Annotated in this window: 22 protein-coding genes; 10 read left to right on the top strand and 12 right to left on the bottom strand. The window is 67.8% G+C overall.

Annotated features, from left to right (window positions below; translation table 11 throughout):
• The first annotated feature begins 94 nt into the window (after nt 1-94).
• Nucleotides 95-550, top strand: coding sequence for a universal stress protein (locus ILT43_RS07745; RefSeq protein WP_204197587.1), 456 nt, complete (start codon nt 95-97; stop codon nt 548-550).
• Here the strand turns inward: ILT43_RS07745 and ILT43_RS07740 are convergent.
• Nucleotides 486-914: an exodeoxyribonuclease VII small subunit gene (locus tag ILT43_RS07740; RefSeq protein ID WP_204197553.1), complete on the bottom strand. Its 429-nt coding sequence runs from the start codon at nt 912-914 to the stop codon at nt 486-488. The two genes, ILT43_RS07745 and ILT43_RS07740, sit on opposite strands and share 65 nt — an antisense overlap.
• A gap of 110 nt (nt 915-1,024) precedes the next feature.
• Here ILT43_RS07740 and ILT43_RS07735 point away from each other — a divergent pair, with 110 nt between their 5' ends.
• A complete protein-coding gene (locus ILT43_RS07735; RefSeq protein ID WP_204197546.1) occupies nt 1,025-2,299 on the top strand; it encodes a M20/M25/M40 family metallo-hydrolase in 1,275 nt (424 codons plus the stop codon).
• A 110-nt stretch (nt 2,300-2,409) separates the two neighbouring features.
• Here ILT43_RS07735 and ILT43_RS07730 read toward each other — a convergent pair whose 3' ends face one another.
• The 4 genes from ILT43_RS07730 to ILT43_RS07715 all read right to left on the bottom strand — a co-directional run bounded on the left by ILT43_RS07730 (nt 2,410) and on the right by ILT43_RS07715 (nt 5,144).
• Nucleotides 2,410-3,474, bottom strand: coding sequence for an RcnB family protein (locus ILT43_RS07730; RefSeq protein ID WP_204197545.1), 1,065 nt, complete (start codon nt 3,472-3,474; stop codon nt 2,410-2,412).
• A gap of 109 nt (nt 3,475-3,583) precedes the next feature.
• Nucleotides 3,584-4,081: a GAF domain-containing protein gene (locus ILT43_RS07725; RefSeq protein ID WP_204197544.1), complete on the bottom strand. Its 498-nt coding sequence runs from the start codon at nt 4,079-4,081 to the stop codon at nt 3,584-3,586.
• On the bottom strand, nt 4,081-4,506 hold the full coding sequence (arfB, locus tag ILT43_RS07720) for an alternative ribosome rescue aminoacyl-tRNA hydrolase ArfB (protein ID WP_204197543.1): 426 nt from the start codon (nt 4,504-4,506) through the stop codon (nt 4,081-4,083). The genes ILT43_RS07725 and arfB overlap by 1 nt, the downstream gene beginning before the upstream one ends.
• Complete coding sequence (locus ILT43_RS07715) at nt 4,503-5,144, bottom strand: RluA family pseudouridine synthase (protein ID WP_204197542.1); 642 nt, start codon at nt 5,142-5,144, stop codon at nt 4,503-4,505. Before ILT43_RS07715 ends, arfB begins: the two co-directional genes overlap by 4 nt.
• 49 nt (nt 5,145-5,193) lie before the next feature.
• On the opposite strand from ILT43_RS07715, the gene ILT43_RS07710 reads away from it, so the two are divergent.
• Complete coding sequence (locus tag ILT43_RS07710) at nt 5,194-5,910, top strand: M15 family metallopeptidase (protein WP_204197541.1); 717 nt, start codon at nt 5,194-5,196, stop codon at nt 5,908-5,910.
• A 224-nt stretch (nt 5,911-6,134) separates the two neighbouring features.
• Here the strand turns inward: ILT43_RS07710 and wrbA are convergent, their stop codons facing one another.
• Entirely contained in the window at nt 6,135-6,737 is a 603-nt protein-coding gene (gene wrbA, locus ILT43_RS07705) for an NAD(P)H:quinone oxidoreductase (RefSeq protein WP_204197540.1), read from the bottom strand.
• Nucleotides 6,738-6,932: 195 nt separating this feature from the next.
• Between wrbA and ILT43_RS07700 the strand changes: the two genes are divergently transcribed.
• From ILT43_RS07700 to ctrA, 3 genes are all read left to right on the top strand, one after another.
• Nucleotides 6,933-7,862, top strand: a complete 930-nt coding sequence (locus ILT43_RS07700) for a LysR family transcriptional regulator (RefSeq protein WP_204197539.1) — start codon at nt 6,933-6,935, stop codon at nt 7,860-7,862.
• Between the two features lie 229 nt (nt 7,863-8,091).
• On the top strand, nt 8,092-9,246 hold the full coding sequence (locus ILT43_RS07695; protein ID WP_204197538.1) for an AI-2E family transporter: 1,155 nt from the start codon (nt 8,092-8,094) through the stop codon (nt 9,244-9,246).
• A 99-nt stretch (nt 9,247-9,345) separates the two neighbouring features.
• A complete protein-coding gene (gene ctrA / locus ILT43_RS07690; protein WP_055848830.1) occupies nt 9,346-10,050 on the top strand; it encodes a response regulator transcription factor CtrA in 705 nt (234 codons plus the stop codon).
• Between the two features lie 257 nt (nt 10,051-10,307).
• Here ctrA and ILT43_RS07685 read toward each other — a convergent pair whose 3' ends face one another.
• Genes ILT43_RS07685 through ILT43_RS07675 form a run of 3 tightly spaced genes read right to left on the bottom strand, consistent with a single transcriptional unit; the run spans nt 10,308 to nt 13,740 of the window.
• The gene (locus ILT43_RS07685; protein WP_204197537.1) at nt 10,308-11,270 is read right to left on the bottom strand and encodes a glutaminase; all 963 of its coding nucleotides are present in this window, start codon (nt 11,268-11,270) and stop codon (nt 10,308-10,310) included.
• Nucleotides 11,255-12,874: an amidohydrolase gene (locus ILT43_RS07680; RefSeq protein ID WP_239474368.1), complete on the bottom strand. Its 1,620-nt coding sequence runs from the start codon at nt 12,872-12,874 to the stop codon at nt 11,255-11,257. The genes ILT43_RS07685 and ILT43_RS07680 overlap by 16 nt, the downstream gene beginning before the upstream one ends.
• 20 nt (nt 12,875-12,894) lie before the next feature.
• Nucleotides 12,895-13,740: an NAD(P)-dependent oxidoreductase gene (locus ILT43_RS07675; protein ID WP_204197535.1), complete on the bottom strand. Its 846-nt coding sequence runs from the start codon at nt 13,738-13,740 to the stop codon at nt 12,895-12,897.
• A gap of 55 nt (nt 13,741-13,795) precedes the next feature.
• Here ILT43_RS07675 and ILT43_RS07670 point away from each other — a divergent pair, with 55 nt between their 5' ends.
• Nucleotides 13,796-15,040, top strand: coding sequence for a threonine ammonia-lyase (locus ILT43_RS07670; RefSeq protein WP_204197534.1), 1,245 nt, complete (start codon nt 13,796-13,798; stop codon nt 15,038-15,040).
• 44 nt (nt 15,041-15,084) lie between these two features.
• Here the strand turns inward: ILT43_RS07670 and ILT43_RS07665 are convergent, their stop codons facing one another.
• Nucleotides 15,085-15,336, bottom strand: a complete 252-nt coding sequence (locus ILT43_RS07665; RefSeq protein ID WP_204197533.1) for a hypothetical protein — start codon at nt 15,334-15,336, stop codon at nt 15,085-15,087.
• Nucleotides 15,337-15,546: 210 nt separating this feature from the next.
• Here ILT43_RS07665 and ILT43_RS07660 point away from each other — a divergent pair, with 210 nt between their 5' ends.
• Nucleotides 15,547-16,332: an arginyltransferase gene (locus tag ILT43_RS07660; protein ID WP_204197532.1), complete on the top strand. Its 786-nt coding sequence runs from the start codon at nt 15,547-15,549 to the stop codon at nt 16,330-16,332.
• Nucleotides 16,333-16,354: 22 nt separating this feature from the next.
• Here ILT43_RS07660 and ILT43_RS07655 read toward each other — a convergent pair whose 3' ends face one another.
• Nucleotides 16,355-17,023 (bottom strand): HPP family protein, encoded by a 669-nt coding sequence (locus ILT43_RS07655; RefSeq protein ID WP_204197531.1) that lies wholly within the window; start codon nt 17,021-17,023, stop codon nt 16,355-16,357.
• 82 nt (nt 17,024-17,105) lie between these two features.
• Nucleotides 17,106-17,462 carry a phasin family protein gene (locus ILT43_RS07650; RefSeq protein WP_204197530.1) on the bottom strand — a complete coding sequence of 119 codons (357 nt, stop codon included), beginning with the start codon at nt 17,460-17,462 and terminating at the stop codon, nt 17,106-17,108.
• 220 nt (nt 17,463-17,682) lie between these two features.
• Between ILT43_RS07650 and ILT43_RS07645 the strand changes: the two genes are divergently transcribed.
• Nucleotides 17,683-18,045, top strand: a complete 363-nt coding sequence (locus ILT43_RS07645) for a hypothetical protein (protein WP_204197529.1) — start codon at nt 17,683-17,685, stop codon at nt 18,043-18,045.
• Nucleotides 18,046-18,249: 204 nt separating this feature from the next.
• Nucleotides 18,250-22,422: a DNA-directed RNA polymerase subunit beta gene (gene rpoB / locus ILT43_RS07640; protein WP_204197528.1), complete on the top strand. Its 4,173-nt coding sequence runs from the start codon at nt 18,250-18,252 to the stop codon at nt 22,420-22,422.
• Nucleotides 22,423-22,480 lie beyond the last annotated feature (58 nt).

The following is a 22,480-nucleotide window of genomic DNA, read 5'->3' as shown; positions in this document are numbered from 1 at the left end:
CCCAACGCCGCCGGGTCAAGGCCGGCGGCTTGCGCTCCGCCCCCCGGCGCGCCACACCGTACCGCATAAGAGGGGCGACGGACGGGAGTTCACGATGCGTATCTATCTGGTCGTGATCGACGATACGCCCGAAGCGGCGATCGCCCTGCGCTTCGCCGCACGCCGCGCCGTGAAGACCGGCGGCGGGGTCGAAATCCTGACATTGCTGCCACCGCAGGAATTCATCGCGTTCGGCGGCGTGCAGGCGACGATCGAGGAAGAGGCTCTGCACCACGCAGAGGGTCTCGTCGAACAGGCCGCGGGCGCGCTGGTCGAGGAATCCGGCCTGAAGCCAGCGATCACCGTTCGCGGTGGCGAGGGTCCGAAGGTCATTCGCGAAATGATCGCGGCCAATCCCGATATCGCCGCCCTGGTGCTGGGCGCCGCGGCGACCGGCGCTCCCGGCGCGCTCGTCACGCACTTTACCGGTGCCGATGCGGGTGCGCTCAGCGTGCCGGTGATGATCGTGCCGGGTTCGCTGACCAGCGAACAGATCGATCGGTTGAGCTAGGTGCTCCGGCCTCCAGCCACGCCAATGCCGCAGCACGATCGTCGAAGACGCGGATCTCGTCCCGCGTCGCCGCCAGTCGCCGCGCCTGTTGCCGCGCCAGCATGCCCTTGGTGAACAACGCGACCTTGCGCGAGCGGATCGGCGGGTTCGCCATGAACGCCTGCAACGCGGCGACCACCTCCTGCGACTGGATCGCCGCGCGCGTGTAATCGCACAGCACGATCGAGGATCGCCCGCCAGCCGTTGCCGCCTGCAACGCCGCCAGCAACTCCCCTGCGAACACGCGGAGATGGTCGCTCGTCCAGAACCCTTCGACGGTGACCTCGACCATGCCGTGATCGGGGTTGACGGTAATCGTATGCATGGCGTGTCTCCGCCTCTCGGCCTGCCCACCAGCGGTTAACCGCCGGTAACCGAACCGCTTTGGGTGACATCGCTTGAACCCGGTCGCTGCACCGGCTTAGGATCGCGGCCATGATCCTGATGCTCCTGGCCACTGCCGCCGCCGCGCCTGCTCCTGCCGCACCCGCCCGCCTCCGCGCCGATGTCGAGGCACTGGTCGGGTTCGGCACGCGCCACACCTCCAGCACCACCGCCGACAAGCGGCGCGGCATCGGCGCGGCGCGCGACTGGACCGCGCAGCAATTCGGCGCGATCGCGCGCGCGTGCGGCGGCTGCGTCACCGTCGATCGCATCTCCCGCCGCGTCTCCGGTCCGCGCGCGCCGAGCGGCGTCGTGGTGGAGGACGTGCTCGGCATCCAGCCCGGCCGCGATCCGAACCGCGTCGTGATCGTCGGCGCACACATCGACAGCCGCGTCACCGATGTGATGGACACGACGAGCGACGCCCCCGGCGCGAACGACGATGCCTCCGGCGTGGCGCTGGTGCTGGAGGCTGCCCGCCAACTATCGAAGCGCAAGTTCGATGCCACGATCGTCTACGCCGTCTTCTCCGGCGAGGAACAGGGCCTGTGGGGCGCATCGCTGCTCGCCGACACCGCGAAGGCGCGCGGCTGGGATGTCACCGCGATGCTCAACAACGACATCGTCGGCAACACCGTGGGTCAGGGCGGTAAGCGCGAGGATCGCTACGTCCGGGTCTTCTCCGAAGGCATCCGCTCGTCCGAGGACCTTGCCCAGCAACAGGCCCGCCGCGCGATCGGCGGCGAGGACGACGGCCCCAGCCGCGCCCTGGCGAAAGCGATCGGCGACATCGCGGCGGCGGATCGTGGCGGGATCGGCGTGATGCTCGACCGCCGCCCAGACCGCTTCGGCCGCGGCGGCGATCACGAGCCGTTCCTCAAGCTCGGCTACCCCGCCGTTCGCTTCTCCGTCGCCAACGAGAACTGGGACGCGCAGCATCAGGACCTGCGCACGGAGGGCGGCACGGTCTACGGCGACACCGTCGACCGCATGGATTTCGCCTATCTGGCGAAGGTCACCGCGCTCAACATCGCCACCCTCGCCCGCCTCGCCGCCGCCCCGCCCGCACCCGCCAGCGCGAGTTTGAAGGGCGATCTGTCGCGCGACACGATCGTCCGCTGGGCCGCATCGCCGGGCGCGGTGCGCTACCGCGTGCGCTGGCGGCGCAACGACACGGCCGACTGGACGCAGACCCGCGATGTCACGGGCACGGAAACGAACTTGGCGCAGGTGCCGGTCGACGACCATTTCGTCGGCGTCTCCGCAGTCGCGGCGGACGGATCGGAAAGCCTCGTCACGTTCGCGGGGAGGGAAACGGCGCGGTGATGTCGCCACACCGCAGCACTGCGGCGCGGAGCTGACACCCGCGACGCCCCCCGTATGTCCGGATCACCCGGCAGATTACCGTGCGCCGGCGGGCGATGCCGGGCGACGGGTCAACGCCGGCAGCAGAGTGCCTTGCTCTTGACCCGACGCTTGGCATGCCACGCCCGCCGCGGCGCATCCTCGTAATATTCGGTCGTCGTCGTGGTCGTGACCACCGGCGCGCTTTGCACCGTCACCGTCGTCGTGGTGCCGCCGCCATAGTAGCCGGCCCCGCCACCCGTCGTCACAACCGTGTGCCCATCCTGCGACACCCAATGCTCGCCACCGCCATAGCCGTGCGCAACGGGCGGCGGCGGATAGGCTGCGCCATAGCCGCGATCGTCGTAGCCGCGCCGTTCGTAACCTCTGTCGTCATGACTACGGTCGTCGCGATACGCATAATCGTCCGGCCCGCGCCCGCGCCGGTCGCGTCCGCGATCCTCGCCCTTATCGATCGCATAGCCCGCCGCCGCACCGACGCCCGCACCGATCAGCGTTCCGCCCAGCCGGTTGCCACGACCCGCGATGACATTGCCCGCGACGCCACCGGCCACCGCACCGATCGCCGCCCCACCCAGACCGTTGTCGCCCATCCTTGGATCGCGGCGCGCGGGCGGATACGGCGGCGGCGGACCATGGTCGCCCGCCATCTCGTAACTACCGCCGTCATAATGGTCCCAGTCGATTCCACCGACCGTGTCGTAGACCGATCCCCGCGCATCGATCAGCACCGCATCGTCATAATAGCGCGACCAGCGATAGCCCGCCCGCGGCTGCGCCAACCCGTACGCCGACCAATTGCCCAGCGCGAAACCCGGCTGCACCCAATAGGGCGGCAGCGCCCAGCCGGCATAGGGTCGGCGATAGCCGTTCCATCCGCCCGGCGCGTTCCAGCCCGCCGCCCAACGCCCCTGCCGCATCTGCCAGCGCGGGCCTGCCCGCATCGTCGTCCCCCGCTGCGCCGCGACGATCGGACGTGCGGGAGCAGAAGGCATGGCCCGCACGGGAGCGGCCGGCATCGCCGCCCGCCCCGGCACCGGGTAGGATGCACCCGCGGACCCCGCCCGCTGCGCGCCGGCCGCACCCGCGGCGACGAGCATCGCCGCGATCATTCCAGCACCCGCAATCGCGCGCATGGGCCGTCTCCCCGATCAAACCGTGGAAGCCGCCCACGCGGACTCCGTTCGTCCACGATCTACCATCGGCCCATCGCACCTGCCAGCGCGCGTCCAGTCCCGATCTGGATCAGTCCACAGGCGTCGGCGACAGCCGCTCGACCAGCAGCGCCGCCAGCGCCTCGCATCCCTTCGCGTCCTCGGCATCGAACCGCGCCGGCTCCGGGCTGTCGAGGTCGAGCACGCCCAGCACCATGCCGTCCCTGACCAGCGGCACCACCAGTTCGGACCGGCTCGCCGCGTCGCAGGCGATGTGCCCGGGGAACGCATGCACATCCTCGACCAGTTGCGTCTCGCCCGTGGCCGCGGCGGTGCCGCACACGCCCTTGCCCACCGCGATGCGGATGCACGCCGCCTTGCCCTGGAACGGCCCCAGCACCAGTTCGCCGTCCACCATGCGGTAGAATCCCGCCCAGTTCAGGTCCGGCAGATATTGCCAGATCACCGCCGCCGCGTTCGCCATGTTGGCGATCGCATCCGGCTCCTCCGCCGTCAGGGCATCGACCGCCGCCGTCAGGTCGCGGTACAGCTCCGCCTTCGAACCGTTGGAAACATCGAACGAATACATCAATCCACCTTCACCCGCCCGCGGCCCGCCTTGACGCCCGCGCGCTTCACCTTGCCCTCGACGCGCCGCGCCTTCGCGGCCTTGGACGGCTTGGTCGGCCGCCGCTTCTTGGGCACGAAGGTGGCGTCGCGGATCAGCGCGATCAAGCGTTCGCGCACCTCCTGCCGGTTAAGCAGTTGCGACCGCGATCCCTCGCCGCGCAACACCAGCACGCCCTCGCGCGTCATCCGCGATCCTGCCAGCTCCACCAGCCGCATCTTCACCGCGTCCGGCAGGTTCGGCGAGTTCGCCACGTCGAACTTCAGGATCACCGCACTGTCGGTAGTGTTGACGTGCTGCCCACCGGGCCCGCCCGCCCGCGTCGCCGTCTCCTGCAACTCGCCGTCGTCGATGGCGATGCTGCGGGTGACGGGAATGGCGGTCACGGCTCCCAACCCGCAAAGCGCTCCGGCAACGGCGCGATGGCGTGGATCGGATCCTTGCCCGGCCTCGCGACCGTCAGTTCGGCGGCATGCAGCATCATCCCCAGCCGATCCGCGCGCCCATAGACCGGGTCGCCGACCACCGCCGCGCCCAGCCCGGTCGCGGCATGCACGCGGATCTGGTGCGTCCGCCCCGTTTCCGGCCGGAACTCGACCAGACTGCGCCCGTCGCGCGTCGCCAGCCCGCGCCACTTCGTCCGCGATGCCTTGCCATTCGGATCGCCGACCATCCGCCAGCCCGCCTCCGCGCTCGACACCTTCGCCAGCGGCAGGTCGATCAGCCCCTCGCCCTCGATCACGCCTTCCAGCACAGCGAGGTAGCGTTTTTCGACGGTGCCCGCCTCGAACGCCTGCTGGAACCGCGCGCCAGCCTTGGGATTGCGCGCCAGCAACAGGCACCCGCTGGTATCACGGTCCAGCCTATGCACCGCGGTCGGCCACCGCCGGAAGCCGAACTTCAGCGACTCGAGGTGGTTTTCGAGACTCAGCGAGCCGTCGCGCGGCTTATCGACCGGCAGTCCGGCGGGCTTGTCGATGACGAGGGCTTCGCCGTCGATGAACAGGACGTGGTCACCATGCATGCCGCGCTCCTTGCCACCGCCGCGCCCGCCATGCCAGAGGGCGCGCGCGATGCTGCTGATGCTCCTGCTCCAGGCCACCGCGCCAAACCCGGCTCTGGTGCCCACCCCGGACGGCCGCGTCCTCGGCCATTTCCCCTACGGCGATGTCGCGCCCGGCGAACTTGTCGATGCTCCGACCGGTTTCGGCATTCACGCCTGCCGCATCCGCCGCGACGTGCTGCCCGACCTGCAACGCCTGCTGATGGCCGCGGCCGGCGACCCGGGCGTCGGCGGCACCCTGCGCGGCCTGTCCTGCCACCGCTCGATCCAGCGTCAGAGCGGCGTGTTCCGGACCGGCGGCGAGGGCGATGCCGAAAGCCGGTCGATCTCCGTCGCGCCGCCCGGCCATAGCGAGCACACCACCGGTTACGCGATCGACTTCGCGATCCGCCCGTCGCCCAATTGCCCCGATATCGAGGCGTGCATGGCCAATCTGCCCGCGGCGAAATGGCTGATCGCCAACGCCCCGCGCTTCGGGTTCGAGATGAGCTTCCCCGCCGGCAATGCGCAGCGCGTGAAATGGGAGCCGTGGCACTGGCGCTGGGTCGGCACGACCCGCGCGACCCCCGGCGCGGCGCAGGCCCGCTTCCTCTTCGCCAAGGCCCGCGCGGCGTTCCCCGCCGATCCCGGCATCGCCGAGCCGCTGAAGATCGTGCTGACCGGCCAACCGAATGCACCGGTCCGGCCAGTGGTGAAGGCGGACAAAAAGAAAAAGCGCAAACGCTAAAATCCTCCCCGTTCGCGGGGAGGGGGACCGCGAAGCGGTGGAGCGGCAGCCACGAGCGACCCTGCCAGCAGCTACCCCTCCGTCACGCCTGCGGCGCGCCCCGGCAAGTCCTTCTAACTCCCCTCCCCTCGGGGAGGGGTTGGGGGAGGGCGGCGCCGCAGGCCACACGGCCAAGGCTCCACCCCACCCCCGCCCTCCCCTCGCCGGGGAGGGAGAAGATCACATCATCCGAACAGCTTCGCCGCCGTCTCCGCGATCCGCTTGCCCTGATACCGCGCGCCGTCCAGTTCCACCGCACTCGGCTGGCGCGAGCCGTCGCCGTCCGCCAGCGTCGACGCGCCGTACGGCGTGCCGCCCTTGACCTCGTCGACGCCCATCTGGCCCTGATATCCGTAATCCAGGCCGACGATGGTCATGCCGTGATGCAGCAGGTTGGTGATGATCGAGAACAGCGTCGTCTCCTGTCCGCCATGCTGGCTGGCGGTGGAGGTGAACGCGCCGCCGACCTTGCCGATCAGCTTGCCCTGAAACCACAGACCGCCCGTCGTATCCCAGAATGCCGCCATCTGCGCCGGCATCCGGCCATAGCGGGTCGGCGCGCCGACGATGATCGCGTCATACTGCGTCAGCGCGTCGGGACCCTCGATCTCGGGATGCGCGGTGTCGGTCTTGAAGTGCGCCGCCTCGACGACATCCTTCGGCGCGGTCTCGGCGACGCGGCGGATGTCGACCTCGGCCCCACCGGCGCGCGCACCCTCGGCGACCGCGTCCGCCATCTGCTCGATATGGCCGTAGGACGAATAATACAGCACCAGAACCTTGGTCATGCGGCTAAACTCCAGAAGGATAGGAACGGCAGCGTCGGGGACGAACGGCCCGACGCGGGAAAAGGAACGGGTCGATGCCGCCAAGATAGGCGTCGCCAGCATCGCGTAAATGGAAACGATAGAAAACGATCGTTTCGCATGTTAGTAACCTAAAGCGCTCCGGAGAGAGCCGAGCGATCGCGGGGAGCAGGACCGATGAGACTACCCGATCTGGAAGCGTGGGCCATCTTCGCCGCCGTCGCGGAACATCGCTCGTTCAGCGGCGCCGCTGACGCGATCGGCCTCAGCAAGGCGACCGTGTCGAAAGCCGTCGCCCGGCTGGAGGCGCATCTGGACCAGTCGCTGTTCCATCGCACCTCGCGGCGGCTCGCACTGACCGAGTCGGGCCGCCCCCTCGCCGATCACGCCCGGCGGATCGTCGCGGAAGCGACCGCCGCCGAGGAAGCCGCACGCAGCGCCGCCGCGGCCCCGGCAGGCCGCATCCGACTCGCCGCGCCGATGAGCTTCGGACTGACCAACATCGCGCCGATCGTCGCGGAATTCCTCGCCGCGCACCCGGCAATCGAAATCGAATTGCATCTATCCGACTCGCGCGTCGACATCGTCGCGGAGGGGTTCGACGTGGCGCTGCGCATCGGCGACCTCGCGGACAGTTCGCTGCGTGCCCGCCGGCTCTGCGCGATCCAGGCGCACATTATCGCCGCACCCGCCTATCTGGAGCAATATGGCGAACCGCTGACCCCGACCGATCTCGGTCGCCACCGCGTGCTCGGCTATGCCAATTTGCCCGGTCCGTGGCGCTTCCGCGGACCGGACGGCGCGGACCTCAGCATCCGCACAGCAGGGCCGCTGATGGCGAACAGCGGCGATGCGCTCGTGCCGTCGCTGCTCGCCGGGCTCGGCATTTCGCGGCTGCCGGAGTTCATCATCGGCGCGCATCTCGCGACGGGCGCCCTCATCCCGATCCTGAAGGACTGGTCGCCCAGCGCCACCGCGCTCCACCTGCTGACGCCCCCCAGCGCCCTCCGCCCCGCCCGCGTCGAGGCGCTGATCGCCTTCCTGACCGAACGCTTGCGCACCGCGCCTGTCCTACACTCCGACGATCTGCGAGAGTCGGCGGGATGATGCACCTGTCCCCCGACCCTGCCCCGTGCTCCCGCGAAGGCGGGAGCACGGTGGCGCAACACCATTCGTCATGCCGGGCTCATCCCGGCATCCACCGCGCGGCACACTCAAACGCAAAGAGGCTTGCGGGACCGTGGATGCCGGGACGATCCCGGCATGACGGTGGTGTGCGTGGTCAGCATCGCCGCCTTTCCTCCGCCTGCGAACACGCATGTGGGACAGCAACCGCATGACCCCCGAACAGCGCGAAGTGGAGGACACCCCTCCAGCGCCTCCACTTCCTCCACTTCGCGCCCCGGCCGGTGCCCGCCTCGCCCCGGATGCGGACGACGCGCGGTTCATTCGTCGCACCCTGATCCTCGTCGTAATCGCCGCCGTCCTGCTCGCGCTGTGGCGTGCCAGCGACCTGCTCATCCTGGCCTTCGGCTCCGTGCTCGGCGCGACCGTCATCCACGCGCTCGCGCGGATGTTCCGCCGTCGTACCGGCGCGTCGGCGAAACTGTCGCTCGGCCTCGGTATGGGCAGCGTGCTCGCTGCGATCGGCTTCCTCGTGTGGCTGTTCGGCGTCGCCTTCCGCCAACAGGTCAACGCGCTCGTCACCGCGCTGCCCGGCCTGATCGACCAGCTCGCCGCCTGGGCCAGCCGGTCGCCGGTGGGGGAGAAGATCGTCGACGCCGTCCGCGCCGCCTTTGCCGGCAGCCGCGTCGCGCAGGATATCGGCGGGCTGGCGCAGGGTACCGGGGAGCTGCTGCTCAACGCGCTGCTGCTCCTGATCGGCTCGCTGTTCCTCGCCGCCGACCCCAAGGTCTACGAACGCGGACTGCTGCTGCTGGTGCCGCCGCGTCACCGTCCCGCGTTCGAGGATGCGCTGTTCGACGTGGGGGAGACGCTCCGCCTGTGGCTGCGCTCGTCGCTGATCCTGATGACGTCGATGGGCGTGCTCGTCGGCACCGGCCTCGCGATCTCCGGCGTCCCCTCCGCCGCCGCGCTGGGGCTGCTCGCGGGCCTGTCGGAGTTCATTCCCTATGTCGGGCCGACCGCGGCGATGATCCCGGCGCTGGGGCTGGCGGCCACGGTCGGCACCGGTCCGCTGATCGGTACGCTCGCCACCTACGCGATCGTGCGCCTGATCCAGACCAACTTCATCACGCCCTATGTTCAGCAACGCGTCATCGCGATCCCGCCCGCGATCACCGTGTTCGCGATCATCGGTATCGGTGTCATCTTCGGCATCTTCGGTCTGTTCTTCTCGGCCGCGCTGCTGGTGGTGTTCTTCACCCTGATTCGCAGCCTCTATCTGCGCGAGGTGCTGGGCGAAGAGATCCCGCGCACTGCCCACACTACACTCATAACGGGTGGCGACTCGCGGGAATCACTCGATTAAGCTCGAATTAACCTTTTGCCTTCAGATGTTCTTTGGTTAATGAAATCCGGGTCGGTCGCTTCGGGAAAAAAGCGGCCACGCCAAGTGGGGAACTGCCTGATGCGCGTGCTGCTGATCGAGGACGAGCCGACGACCGCCAAGGCGATCGAGCTCATGCTGACGACCGAAGGCTTCAACGTCTACACCACCGATCTCGGTGAGGAAGGCTTGGATCTCGGCAAACTCTACGACTACGATATCATCCTGCTCGACCTTAATCTGCCGGACATGCACGGCTACGACGTGCTGAAGAAGCTGCGCGTGGCCCGCGTGACGACGCCGGTGCTGATCCTGTCGGGCGTCAATGAAATGGACTCGAAGGTCCGCAGTTTCGGCTTCGGTGCCGACGATTACGTGACCAAGCCGTTCCACCGCGAGGAACTGGTGGCGCGCATCCACGCCGTCGTCCGCCGGTCGAAGGGCCATTCGCAGTCGGTCATCCGCACCGGCAAGCTGGCGGTGAACCTCGACGCCAAGACCGTCGAGGTCGACGGTGCCCGCGTGCACCTGACCGGCAAGGAGTATGCAATGCTGGAGCTGCTGTCGCTCCGCAAGGGCACCACGCTGACGAAAGAGATGTTCCTGAACCATCTCTACGGCGGCATGGACGAACCCGAACTCAAGATCATCGACGTCTTCATCTGCAAGCTGCGCAAGAAGCTCAGCCTCGCGTGCGACGGCGAGAATTATATCGAGACGGTCTGGGGCCGCGGCTACGTGCTGCGCGAACCCGACGAACTCGGCGAGACCGCCCAGGTGGCGTAACCCTTCCTCACATGGGGAAAAGCGAAGGCCGTGGCACCGGGGGGCGCCACGGCCTTTTGTTGTTGGAGAAGGGCGCGTAGACTCGCGGGCCGAAAGGCGCGCTCCTTGAACCATCCGAAACGCGTCACCCCAGCAAAAGCTGGGGTCTTCAACCGCGGCGCAGGTCCTCTCCAAAAAAGGCTCCAGCGCGCGATGATGACGGACCAACATCGCGCGTTGGACTAACCTTAGCCTAACCTTCCGCGGTCGACTACGCCCTATCCCAAAGCCGGCTCGAACACCGACCACCCGGTCCGCTGCACCAGCCGCTCCAGCGCCAGCGTGCCGAGTTGCGAATTGCCGCGCTCGTTCAGCCCCGGCGACCACACCGCGACGCTCGCCCGCCCCGGCACAATCGCGAGGATACCGCCACCGACCCCGGACTTCCCCGGCAGTCCGACCCGGAACGCGAACTCGCCCGACCCGTCGTAATGCCCGCACGTCATCATCAGCGCGTTGATCCGCCGCGCGCGCTGCGCCGACACGATCCGCCGCCCGGTCGACGGCAGCATCCCGCCCGCCATCAGGTATCGGCCCGCCAACGCCAGTTGCCGACAACTCATCGCCAGCGCGCAGGCATGGAAATAGACGCCCAGCGTCCGCTCGACGTCGTGGTGGATGTTGCCGAACGACCGCATGTAGCTCGCCAGCGCCGCGTTCCGGTATCCGGTCGCCGCCTCCGCATCCGCGACCTCTCGGTCGATGACGATGTCGTCCTCGCCCGCCAGCGTCCGGACGAAGCGCAGCATCTCCCCGATCGCCTCGCGCGGCTCGTTCCGCCCGAGCAGGATGTCGGCGACGACGATCGCGCCGGCATTGATGAACGGGTTGCGCGGAATGCCATGCTCGAACTCGAGCTGCACGATTGAGTTGAACGCGCTCCCCGACGGCTCCCGCCCGACGCGCTTCCACAATTGATCGCCGACATGCCCCAGCGCCAGCGTCAGCGCGAAGACCTTGCTGATCGACTGGATCGAGAACGTCTCCTCGGCATCGCCCGCCAGATGGCAGGTGCCGTCCGCCTCGATCACCGCCATCCCGAACTTCGCGGGATCGACCTTTGCAAGTGGCGGGATGTAGGCGGCTGGCGTGCCCCGGTCGGGTGCCGCCTTCATCTCCTCCGCGATGTCGGCAACGATCCCGGAGAGATCGGACGTGGAGAGGTCTATTTCCGCTCCCACACCTTTTCGCCTCCGACCCACGTCTCCTCGACCTTGGTCTGGCGCAGTTCGGTCGCGCCCGCCTGGATCGGATCGCGATCGACGATGATGAAGTCGGCCCGCTGGCCCGGCTGGAGGCTGCCGAACTGCTTTTCGGCGAACCCGGCCTTCGACGCACCGATCGTGAATGCCGCCCACGCCTGCTCGCGCGTCACCGCCTCCTGCGGCTGCCACCCGCCGAACGGCTGCCCGTCAGCCCCGGTTCGGGTGAACGCCGCCGCCCAGCCCGCGAACGGATCGGGGCTCTCGACCGGATAGTCGGACCCGAACGCCAGCGTCGCGCCGTTGCGCAGCATCGTCGCCCACGCATACGCCCCCAGCAACCGCGCCGGGCCGAGCCGCGCCTCCGCCATCGTCCGGTCGCCGGTCTGGTGCACCGGCTGCATCGAGGCGACGATGCTGTTCCGGCCAAAGCGTGGGAGGTCGGCCGGATCGACCACCTGCGCATGCTCGATCCGCCAGCGCCGGTCGCCCTTGTACGTCTCCGCCAGCTCCTCGATCGCGCCCAGCGCCTGCGCGTTGGCGGCGTCACCGATCGCATGCACCGCGACCTGATACCCGTCCATCGCCGCCCGGCTCATCAAGTTGCGCAGCGCCGTGTCGGTGTTGAACGCCAGCCCGCGCTCCTTCGGCGCATCTGCATAGGGCGCCTTCAGCCACGCCCCCCGCGACCCCAGCGCGCCGTCGCTGTACAGCTTCACGCCCGCCAGCTTCAGCCGATCGCCGTACAGCCACGGTGTCGGCCCGGTGCCGCCAATCCGGATCGCATCGTCGATCCCCGCGCCGTAGCTGACGATCCGCACCCGCAAGCCGCCGCGATCACCCATCCGCCGATAGGTCAGCCAGTCGTCGACACTGGTGCCCATGTCCGCGGTCGCGGTCACGCCCAGCGACAGCAACGCCGACTGCGCCTTCAGGAACGCAGAGTCGCGCTCCTTCGGCAACGGCGCCGGCACGACCTTCTGGATCAAGGCCTGCGCCATATCCACGAACACGCCGGATGGCTGCGCGCCAGTTTTCTCGATCCGTCCACCCGGAGGCGAGACGGTCTTGGCCGTGACCCCGGCCTCTCGCATCGCCGCGCTGCTGACCCAGATTGCGTGGCCGTCGCCGCGCGCCAGCACCACCGGCCGATCGCCGACCGCCGAGTCCAGTTCCGCTGCGGTCGGGAAGCGGCCCAACCCCCAGATTTCCTGATTCCAGCCGCCGCCGACGATCCAGCGCCGGTCGGGATTGCCGGCGGCATAGGCCCTGATCCGGTCCAGCGCCTCCGCCAGCGTCTTGGTTTCCGCCAGGTCCAGCTCGATCTTGCGGAATCCCAGCTCCATCACATGGCCGTGCGCGTCGATGAAGCCGGGCATCAGCACCCGGCCCTTCATGTCGGCACGCCAATCCAGCTTGTCGGGCCGCTTGTCCTTCGCCGACAGCAGTTTGGTCACGACCCCGTCGCGGCTCATCAGCAGCCCGGTGAAACGCACGACCTTGCCGTCGGCATCCAGCGTCACCCCCGCGACATTGTCGACCAGCGCGTCGGCCAGCGCCGGCGCCGGCGTCGGCAGCAGCATCGCGGCGAGAAGCAGCCGCCTCACTTCGGCAGCCTCCGCACCAGCGAACTCGTATCGTCGCGGCCACCGCCCATCGCCTGCACGTCGGCGTAGAACTGGTCGACCAACGCCGCGACCGGCAGCACCGCGCCGTTGCTCCGTGCCTCCGCCAGCGCCAGCCCCAGATCCTTACGCATCCAGTCGACCGCGAAGCCGAAGTCGAATGTATCCTGCGCCATTGTCGGCCAGCGATTGACCATCTGCCAGCTTTGCGCCGCACCGCCGGAAATCGCCTCCAGCACCTTGTCCGTGTCGAGCCCGCTCGCCTGAGCGAACCGCAACGATTCCGCGACGCCCTGGAGCACGCCGGCGATGGCGATCTGGTTGCACATCTTGGTCTGCTGGCCTGCCCCCGCCTCGCCGACGTGAACGATGCGCGCGGCATAGGCCTGCATGAACGGCTCGGCCGCGGCGACCGCTTCGGCGGTGCCGCCGCACATGATCGACAACGCGCCCTTCTCGGCGCCCGCCTGCCCGCCCGACACCGGCGCGTCGACGATCAGCAGCCGCGTCTCCGCCGCCAGTCGGCGGGCGATATCGGCGGAGACGGTCGTGTGGTCCACGAACAGCACGCCGTCGCGCATCGCCGCGAACGCCCCGTCCCGCCCCAGCGTCACCGCGTGGAGATCGTCGTCATTGCCGACGCACGTGAACACCGCGTCCGCACCCTTGGCGGCGGCGGCGGGCGTGTCCGCGACCTCCAGCCCGGTCGCCTCCGCCTTCTGGCGCGTGCGGTTGAAGACCACCACGTCATGTCCGGCCTTCGCCAGATGCCCTGCCATAGGCGCGCCCATGACGCCCGTGCCGATGAATGCCAGTCTTGCCATGCGTCCGCGCATAAGCGGTGTTCCCCCACCGCGCCAGACGGTCTAACGCCCGCCAATGGCAACGCAGATCAACCCGCCGCAGCCCGTACTGCCCGTGTCCATCGACGACGTCCGTGTCGCGCACGACCGCATCCGTGCATCCATCGTCCGCACGCCGACGCTGATCAGCAGGACGCTGAGTGAGATGACCGGCGCGACGGTGTATCTGAAGTTCGAAAATCTCCAGTTCACCGCCGCCTACAAGGAGCGTGGCGCGCTCAACACGTTGTTGCAACTGTCGGACGAAGCGCGCGCCAAGGGCGTGATCGCCGCATCGGCGGGCAATCACGCGCAGGGTCTGGCCTATCACGCGAACCGGCTCGGCATCCCCGCGACGATCGTGATGCCGACGACGACTCCGACGGTGAAGGTCGTCCAGACCGAGGGACACGGTGCGACCGTCGTGCTGGAAGGCGAGACGTTCGACGCCGCCTACGCGCATGCCCGCATCCTGGAGGCGGAGCGCGGCTACACCTTCGTCCACCCGTTCGACGACCCGCGCGTCATCGCCGGTCAGGGCACCGTCGCGATCGAGATGCTGGAGGACGTGCCGGCGATCGACACGTTCGTGACGCCGATCGGCGGCGGTGGGCTCATCTCGGGAATGGCGACCGTCGCCCGCGCGTCGGGTCGCGCGATCGACGTCGTGGGCGTCGAGGCGGAACTCTATCCCTCGATGTACAACCGCATCCGCGGCACCGACATGCCCTGCGCCGGCGACACGCTGGCCGAGGGCATCGCGGTGAAGGAGCCGGGCGCGATCACCTCGGCCATGGTCCGCGAACTCGTCGACGACATCGTCCTCGTCTCCGAGCGCAGCCTGGAGAAATCCGTCAGCCTGTTGTTGCAGATCGAGAAGACCGTGGTCGAGGGTGCCGGCGCGGCCGGGCTCGCGGCGCTGATCGAGCATCCGGAGCGGTTCCGTGGCAAGACCGTCGGCGTCGTGCTGTGCGGCGGCAACATCGATACGCGGCTGCTCGCCAACGTGCTGCTCCGCGATCTGGCACGGTCGGGGCGTTTGGCGCGTCTACGGATCAGGCTTCAGGATCAGCCCGGCGCGTTGTTCAACGTCGCCCGGATCTTCGATCAGGAGCGGATCAACATCATCGAGGTCTATCATCAGCGCGTCTTCACGACGCTGCCGGCAAAGGGCCTCGTCACCGATATCGAGTGCGAGGCGCGCGATCGAGCCCATCTCGATCGGTTGGTGCTGGCTCTACAGGCCGCGGGCTACGAAACGACCCAGGTCGAACTCGCCTGAGGACACGAACGAGCGGGCGGCCAGGCCGCCCGCTCCCCGAACGATCAGTTGCTGTCCGAATCGTCGTCGTTGCTGTCGTTGACGATGGCGACGACGCCGATCGCGACAACACCGGCTGCGATGATCGCGGCAACCAGACCGCCACCGGCCAGCTTGTTCGACTTCGCCGAGGTCGACGACGCACGAACCGACTTGGCGACCGACAGCGACGCTGCCGGGTTGGCCGACGCTGCGACGGCCGGCGCTGCAACGAGCGACATGGCGGCAACTGCGGCGGACATGGACATAAGACGCATAAACTTCTCCCTTTAAACCTTCGACACACGATTTGCCGCAACGCGGCATACCACATTAAGTTGCAACCGGAATCAATTTCGCCCCGGTTGCGACGAAGTGTTGCCGCTACGGCCCACACCGTTAACCGTCAATGATGGTAAAGCCGCTTTTCAGCGGCCCTGGGTCGATCCATATAGGGGTTCCATGTTTCCACAGGGGGTCCGTCGGCGGTGACCGCGCCATTCCGTTTCCCGCGCTTCTTCGTCACCAGCCCGTCGCCCTGCCCCTATCTGCCGGGTCGGCAGGAACGGAAGGTGTTTACGGAGTTGACCGGCCCGCACGCCGCGGAGCTGAACGACGCGCTCGGCCGGATCGGCTTCCGCCGGTCGCAGGGTGTCGCCTATCGTCCGTCCTGCGCCGGCTGCACCGCCTGCGTCTCCGTGCGTGTGGTGACCGGTGAGTTCGTGCCCAATGCCAGCCAGCGCAAGCTGTTGCGCCGTCATGCCGATCTGGACGTCACCGCCTGCCGCGCCTGGGCGACGGACGAGCAGTACCAGTTGCTCCGCCGATACCTGTCCGCGCGACACCCCGCCGGTGGCATGGCGGGCATGGACGAGGACGATTATGCCGACATGATCGAACATTCGCCGGTCAACTCGCTGATCGTCGAATATCGGGAACCGGCGAAGAACGGTCGGCGCGGGCGGCTGGTCGGGGCATGCCTGACCGACCGGCAGGCGGACGGGCTGTCGATGATCTACAGCTTCTTCGCCGCCGATCAGGACGATCGCCCCGGCCTCGGCAATTTCATCATCATGGACCACATCATGCGCGCCCGCGATGCTGGGCTCGCCTATGTCTATCTCGGCTATTGGGTGAAGGGTTCGGCACGGATGGCGTACAAGGTCCGCTTCCGCCCGATCGAGGTGCTCGGCCCCGCCGGCTGGCGGCTGATGACGGGCGACGAGCCGATGCCGATGGCACCGCTGCCCAATCCCTTGCAGACCCTCTCCTGACGTAAGGCCTGGCGACGTTTTCCTACCGCCGCCGGGCCATCGAGTGAAGTTCCGCCTTGGCCAGCAGCGCGTCGAGATCCTCACGGCTGATGTCGAAGCTCTCGTGCATCTCGGCCAGCGCGGCGTCGATATCCGCGGCGTGGAACCCGGCCGCCGCGACCTCGCGCGGGGCCGCCACCGGCTGGTGCGGATAGGTTCGCGCCGTCGCCCGGTGATAGACCATCGCCAGCGACACCAGTGCGATGGAGTTGATCCCGACCGGCGTGAACGCGAAGCTATAGCCCGCCGCATGGATACCCTGGCTGCCGATGACCGCCGTCAGCGCGGCGGCCCCGCCGGGGGGATGCAGGCAGCGCAACAGCGACATCACTAGGATCGCGCCACCGACCGCCGCTCCTGCCGCCACCGTCGTGTTCGGCATGATCTGGAACATCGCCACGCCGACTAATGTCGAGATGATGTTGCCCCCGACCACCGGCCAAGGCTGCGCCAGCGGACTGGTCGGCACGGCGAACACCAGCACCGCCGACGCGCCGAGCGGCGCGACGATGATCGGCAGGTCGGCCCCGAGCGGCGGCAGGCCGGCGCACACGACCATCGTCAACGCGATGCAGATCGCTGCACCGACGCAGCCGATCAGGCGGTCGCGAAGCTGGGCACCCGGCAGGATCGGCCGGAAGAAACGAGACATGACGTTCCAGGGACTTGTTGACGATCGTCGGCGACTAGCATCGCAAAGCGGCCGCGCCCAAGCCCCACGGAACAGCCGCTCTCTATTCCGTCGACCCGCCCTTCAGTGGCGCGACCGCGTCGCGACCGAATTGCATGATGAGTTCACCGATCTCCCGCGCCTGCGCCATCGATCGGCTGCTCTGCTCGCGCAGATACTCGCCCTGGATCTTCATGACCTCCGAAATGTCCTTGGCGTTCGCCGCCTCGCGCATCGCCGTAAAGGCCTCGCGGGCATTCTGCTCGGCCTGATCGATCATCTTGGTGCCGATCGTGGAGCCACCCTCCACCATCTTCTCGCCCGACGCCTTCATGGCTTCACCCGCACGCCGCGCCGGCTCGGCGATCCGCTCGTGAAACTGGCCCTGTCCGGCGCTGCTCGCGTTGTTATCGTCGGCCATATTCGACTTCCTCTTCACCGGCCCGACCCGACGCCGCGCCTCGCGTGGCTCAACCGGCAGACGCGCCCGAGGTTGCGGCGGCCGCCGCACCCCCGGGCGGAGCAAGGCGGCATTCTGACCACGCCGCACCGGCCAAGAGCGGGGCGAGGTCCAGCCAACGAATTGCCCGGCACTGGCATCTTGGGGCTTAAGCATTAGGGTGCGTCGAATGCGCTTGCTTATGTCCGCACTGCTGACGACGGGTCTGCTCTCCGGCTGCCAGTTCGATGCCGCAATCGACGTCCGGCATCACGGCGCTTCGCCCGAGTTCGTCGTCCGATATGATGGAGCGAAGGCCGCGTGCGTCGAAGGGCTGACGGTCGCAGCCCTCAGGGACGGCGCCCGGCGCAACGTGTGGGCGGTCCGGAAGCGCGATGGCGAGAGCGATGGCGACGCGACCTGCGCCGCGAACTTCCTCTATGGCAGGGCGCCAGCGGGATATGAGACGGTGGTAGCCGCGGAACCGCTGACCCGCTCACTATCCTACGAAGTGGCCGCCACCGGCGCAGGTTGGAGCGCGTCCACGCCGCTGACCGCGCAGTAACCACCCCTTTGACATCGTCCAACACGGCGCCTATATCGCCGTCTTCACCACAGCTTCCGGGAAATGGCATGCCGTCGCGCAGTATGCCGATCGAATGGGAAACTGGCGGTTCTTGGACGCCGAAAGCCGACGCAGGATTGCGATCGGCTTTTTTGCGTCCGACCTATGCGCCGGCAATTCTGGCTGACGAGGCACTGTATTCCTATGGCAACCAAGGCAATCGACGGCGGCAGCGCCCGGCGGGTCGAAAGCGGCACCGCCAAGCGGCGGATCCGCAAGGTGTTCGGCAACATCCACGAAGTCGTGCAGATGCCGAACCTGATCGAGGTTCAGCGCGAAAGCTATGAGCAGTTCCTGCGTTCGGACAAGTCGACCGGCCACGTGTCGGGCCTGGAGAAGACGCTGCGCAGCGTGTTCCCGATCCAGGATTTCGCCGGCACCGCCTATCTCGATTTCGATGACTATGTTCTCGAGCCGCCGAAGTTCGACGTCGAGGAATGCCGCCAGCGGGGCATCACCTATGCCGCGCCGATGCGCGTCACGCTGCGCCTGACCGCGTTCGAGGTCGATCCCGATACCGAGGCCAAGTCGGTCATCGATATCAAGGAGCAGGACGTCTACATGGGCGACATGCCCCTGATGACGGAGAACGGCACCTTCTTCATCAACGGTACCGAGCGCGTGATCGTGTCGCAGATGCACCGGTCGCCGGGCGTGCTGTTCGACCACGATCGCGGCAAGACGCACGCATCGGGCAAGTACCTCTTCGCCGCGCGGGTCATCCCGTATCGCGGGTCGTGGCTCGACTTCGAGTTCGATGCCAAGGACATCGTCAACGTCCGGATCGACCGCAAGCGCAAGCTGCCGGTGACGGCGCTGCTCTACGCGCTCGGCATGACCAGCGAGGACATCCTCAACGAGTTCTACAACCGCGTCACCTATGTGCGCGGTCAGGGCGGCTGGATTATCCCGTTCGCGGCCGAGAACTGGCGCGGCGTGAAGCCGCTGTTCGACATCGTGGACGCCTCGTCGGGCGAGGTGGTGTTCGCCGCCCAGCAGAAGATCAGCCCGCGCGCCGCCAACAAGGCAGCCAAGGACGGCCTGACCGAGCTGCTGATCCCGACCGAGGAGATCTACGGCCGCTACTCCGCCTACGACCTCATCAACGAGACGACGGGCGAGATCTATGTCGAGGCCGGTGACGAGATCGGTGCCGACAATCTGGAAAAGCTGGATCAGGCCGGCATCGAGCGCATCGAGCTGCTCGACATCGACCATGTCTCGACCGGTCCGTGGATCCGCAACACGCTGAAGGCCGACAAGGCCGAGGAGCGCGAGCAGGCCCTGTCGGACATCTACCGCGTCATGCGCCCCGGCGAGCCGCCGACGCTGGAGACGGCGGAGTCGCTGTTCGCCGGCCTGTTCTTCGATCCCGACCGCTACGATCTGTCGGCGGTCGGCCGCGTCAAGCTGAATATGCGCCTCGACCTCGATGCCGAGGACACCGTCACGACGCTGCGGACCGAGGACATCCTCGCCGTGGTGAAGACGCTCGTCGGCCTGAAGGACGGCAAGGGCGAGATCGACGACATCGACAATCTCGGCAACCGCCGTGTTCGTTCGGTGGGCGAGCTGCTGGAGAACCAGTACCGCGTCGGCCTGCTGCGGATGGAGCGCGCCGTGAAGGAGCGCATGTCGTCGGTGGACGTGTCGACGGTGATGCCGAACGACCTCATCAACGCCAAGCCGGCGGTTGCCGCGGTGCGTGAATTCTTCGGCTCGTCGCAGCTGTCGCAGTTCATGGACCAGACCAACCCGCTGTCCGAAGTGACGCACAAGCGTCGCGTGTCGGCGCTCGGGCCGGGCGGTCTGACGCGCGAGCGTGCAGGCTTCGAGGTCCGCGACGTTCATCCGACCCACTATGGCCGCATCTGCCCGATCGAGACGCCGGAAGGCCCGAACATCGGCCTCATCAACTCGCTGGCGTCGTTCAGCCGGGTGAACAAGTACGGCTTCATCGAGACGCCGTACCGCAAGGTCGTGGATCACAAGGTCACCGACGACGTCGTCTATCTGTCGGCGATGGAGGAGGCCAAGCACACGATCGCGCAGGCTTCCGCCGAGCTGGACGAGAATGGCGGCTTCTCCGAGGAGCTGGTGTCGTCGCGTCAGGCGGGCGAGTTCCTGATGGCGCTGCCCGACAACGTCACGCTGATGGACGTCAGCCCGAAGCAGCTGGTGTCGGTCGCCGCGTCGCTGATCCCGTTCCTGGAGAACGACGACGCCAACCGTGCCCTGATGGGTTCGAACATGCAGCGTCAGGCGGTGCCGCTCGTCCAGGCCGAGGCGCCGTTCGTCGGCACCGGCATGGAAGAGACGGTGGCGCGCGACTCCGGTGCGGCGATCTCGGCGAAGCGCGCCGGCATCGTCGATCAGGTCGATGCCTCGCGCATCGTGATCCGCGCCACGGGTGACGTCGACGCCGGCAAGTCGGGCGTCGACATCTACACCCTGATGAAGTTCCAGCGTTCGAACCAGTCGACCTGCATCAACCAGCGCCCGCTGGTGAAGGTGGGCGACGTGGTCAACGCCGGCGACGTGCTGGCCGACGGTCCTTCGACCGAGTTCGGCGAGCTGGCGCTGGGCCGTAACGCGCTCGTCGCGTTCATGCCCTGGAACGGCTACAACTACGAGGATTCGATCCTCATCAGTGAGCGGATCGTGAAGGACGACGTGTTCACGTCGATCCATATCGACGAGTTCGAGGTGATGGCTCGCGATACGAAGCTGGGGCCCGAGGACATCACGCGCGACATCCCGAACGTCGGCGAGGAAGCGCTGCGCAACCTCGACGAGGCGGGCATCGTCTACATCGGCGCGGAGGTCGAGCCGGGCGACATCCTGGTCGGCAAGATCACGCCGAAGGGCGAAAGCCCGATGACGCCGGAGGAGAAGCTGCTCCGCGCCATCTTCGGTGAAAAGGCGTCGGACGTGCGCGACACCTCGCTGCGCCTGCCGCCGGGCGTTGCCGGTACGATCGTGGACGTCCGCGTCTTCAATCGCCACGGCATCGACAAGGACGAGCGCGCGATGGCGATCGAGCGTGAGGAGATCGAGCGCCTGAAGAAGGACTCGGACGACGAGCGCACCATCCTGAACCGTGCCACATGGTCGCGCCTGCGCGAGATGCTGCTGGATCAGGTCGCCACCGCCGTTCCGAAGGGCCTGAAGAAGGGCTCGACGATCGACATGGAGATGCTGGACAGCGTCGACCGCCACGAGTGGTGGAAGTTCGCCGTCGCCGACGACAAGGTCCAGTCGGACCTCGAAGCGGTCAAGCAGCAGTATGACGACGCCGCCAAGCTGATCACCGACAAGTTCCACGACCGTCGCGAGAAGCTGGAGCGGGGCGACGAGCTGCCGCCGGGCGTGCTCAAGATGGTCAAGGTCTTCGTCGCGGTGAAGCGCAAGCTGCAGCCGGGCGACAAGATGGCCGGCCGTCACGGCAACAAGGGCGTCATCAGCCGCATCCTGCCGCAGGAGGACATGCCCTTCCTCGCGGACGGGACGCCGGTGGATCTGGTGCTCAATCCGCTCGGCGTGCCGTCGCGCATGAACGTCGGGCAGATCTTCGAGACGCATCTGGGCTGGGCCGCACGCGGTCTCGGCATGCAGATCGCGGCCCAGCTGGAGGAATGGCGCGAAGCCAATCCCGATGCCAAGGGCGGCGTGATGCCGGACGCGGTCAAAAGCCGTCTGCTCGAAGTCTATGGCGACCACTATGCCGCCGACATCGAGGCGCGCGACGCGAGCGAGATCATCGAGCTGGCGCAGAACCTCAAGGGCGGCGTCCCGATGGGCACGCCGGTCTTCGACGGCGCGCACGAGTCGGACGTGGCGGACATGCTGGCGCTGGCGGGGCTCGATCCCTCCGGTCAGTCGGACCTGTTCGACGGTCGCACGGGTGACAAGTTCGACCGCAAGGTGACGGTGGGCATCATCTACATGCTCAAGCTGCATCACCTTGTGGACGACAAGATCCACGCCCGGTCGATCGGACCCTACTCGCTCGTCACGCAGCAGCCGCTGGGTGGCAAGGCGCAGTTCGGTGGCCAGCGCTTCGGCGAGATGGAGGTCTGGGCGCTCCAGGCCTACGGCGCGGCGTACACGTTGCAGGAAATGCTGACGGTGAAGTCGGACGACGTGGTCGGCCGCACCAAGGTCTACGAGGCGATCGTCAAGGGCGACGACACGTTCGAGGCGGGCATTCCGGAGAGCTTCAACGTGCTCGTCAAGGAAATGCGCTCGCTGGGCCTGAACGTCGACCTGAAGAGCAACGAGCTCGACGAGGATGGCATCGCCATCGCGGCGGAATAAGCGGGTTCCGGGGTGCTGCCGGCTGGCGGCGCCCCCACCCTGCTCTGCCGGCCCGGCA

Source organism: Sphingomonas longa (assembly GCF_016892685.1).
In the GTDB taxonomy this organism is placed as follows: Bacteria; Pseudomonadota; Alphaproteobacteria; order Sphingomonadales; family Sphingomonadaceae; genus Sphingomonas; species Sphingomonas longa.
This window is presented reverse-complemented; position numbering and strand designations above follow the sequence as displayed.

Coding starts and splice junctions, on each gene's coding strand:
- rpoB (WP_204197528.1), top strand. CDS start 18,250: ATGGCAACCAAGGCAATCGACGGCGGCAGCGCCCGGCGGGTCGAAAGC.
- ILT43_RS07725 (WP_204197544.1), bottom strand. CDS start 4,081: ATGTATTCGTTCGATGTTTCCAACGGTTCGAAGGCGGAGCTGTACCGC.
- ILT43_RS07740 (WP_204197553.1), bottom strand. CDS start 914: ATGCATACGATTACCGTCAACCCCGATCACGGCATGGTCGAGGTCACC.
- ctrA (WP_055848830.1), top strand. CDS start 9,346: ATGCGCGTGCTGCTGATCGAGGACGAGCCGACGACCGCCAAGGCGATC.
- ILT43_RS07650 (WP_204197530.1), bottom strand. CDS start 17,462: ATGGCCGACGATAACAACGCGAGCAGCGCCGGACAGGGCCAGTTTCAC.
- ILT43_RS07695 (WP_204197538.1), top strand. CDS start 8,092: ATGACCCCCGAACAGCGCGAAGTGGAGGACACCCCTCCAGCGCCTCCA.
- ILT43_RS07735 (WP_204197546.1), top strand. CDS start 1,025: ATGATCCTGATGCTCCTGGCCACTGCCGCCGCCGCGCCTGCTCCTGCC.
- ILT43_RS07730 (WP_204197545.1), bottom strand. CDS start 3,474: ATGCGCGCGATTGCGGGTGCTGGAATGATCGCGGCGATGCTCGTCGCC.
- wrbA (WP_204197540.1), bottom strand. CDS start 6,737: ATGACCAAGGTTCTGGTGCTGTATTATTCGTCCTACGGCCATATCGAG.
- ILT43_RS07655 (WP_204197531.1), bottom strand. CDS start 17,023: ATGTCTCGTTTCTTCCGGCCGATCCTGCCGGGTGCCCAGCTTCGCGAC.
- ILT43_RS07680 (WP_239474368.1), bottom strand. CDS start 12,874: ATGCTGCTGCCGACGCCGGCGCCGGCGCTGGCCGACGCGCTGGTCGAC.
- ILT43_RS07665 (WP_204197533.1), bottom strand. CDS start 15,336: ATGCGTCTTATGTCCATGTCCGCCGCAGTTGCCGCCATGTCGCTCGTT.
- ILT43_RS07645 (WP_204197529.1), top strand. CDS start 17,683: ATGTCCGCACTGCTGACGACGGGTCTGCTCTCCGGCTGCCAGTTCGAT.
- ILT43_RS07745 (WP_204197587.1), top strand. CDS start 95: ATGCGTATCTATCTGGTCGTGATCGACGATACGCCCGAAGCGGCGATC.
- ILT43_RS07715 (WP_204197542.1), bottom strand. CDS start 5,144: ATGCATGGTGACCACGTCCTGTTCATCGACGGCGAAGCCCTCGTCATC.
- ILT43_RS07700 (WP_204197539.1), top strand. CDS start 6,933: ATGAGACTACCCGATCTGGAAGCGTGGGCCATCTTCGCCGCCGTCGCG.
- ILT43_RS07710 (WP_204197541.1), top strand. CDS start 5,194: ATGCTGCTGATGCTCCTGCTCCAGGCCACCGCGCCAAACCCGGCTCTG.
- ILT43_RS07670 (WP_204197534.1), top strand. CDS start 13,796: ATGGCAACGCAGATCAACCCGCCGCAGCCCGTACTGCCCGTGTCCATC.
- ILT43_RS07675 (WP_204197535.1), bottom strand. CDS start 13,740: ATGGCAAGACTGGCATTCATCGGCACGGGCGTCATGGGCGCGCCTATG.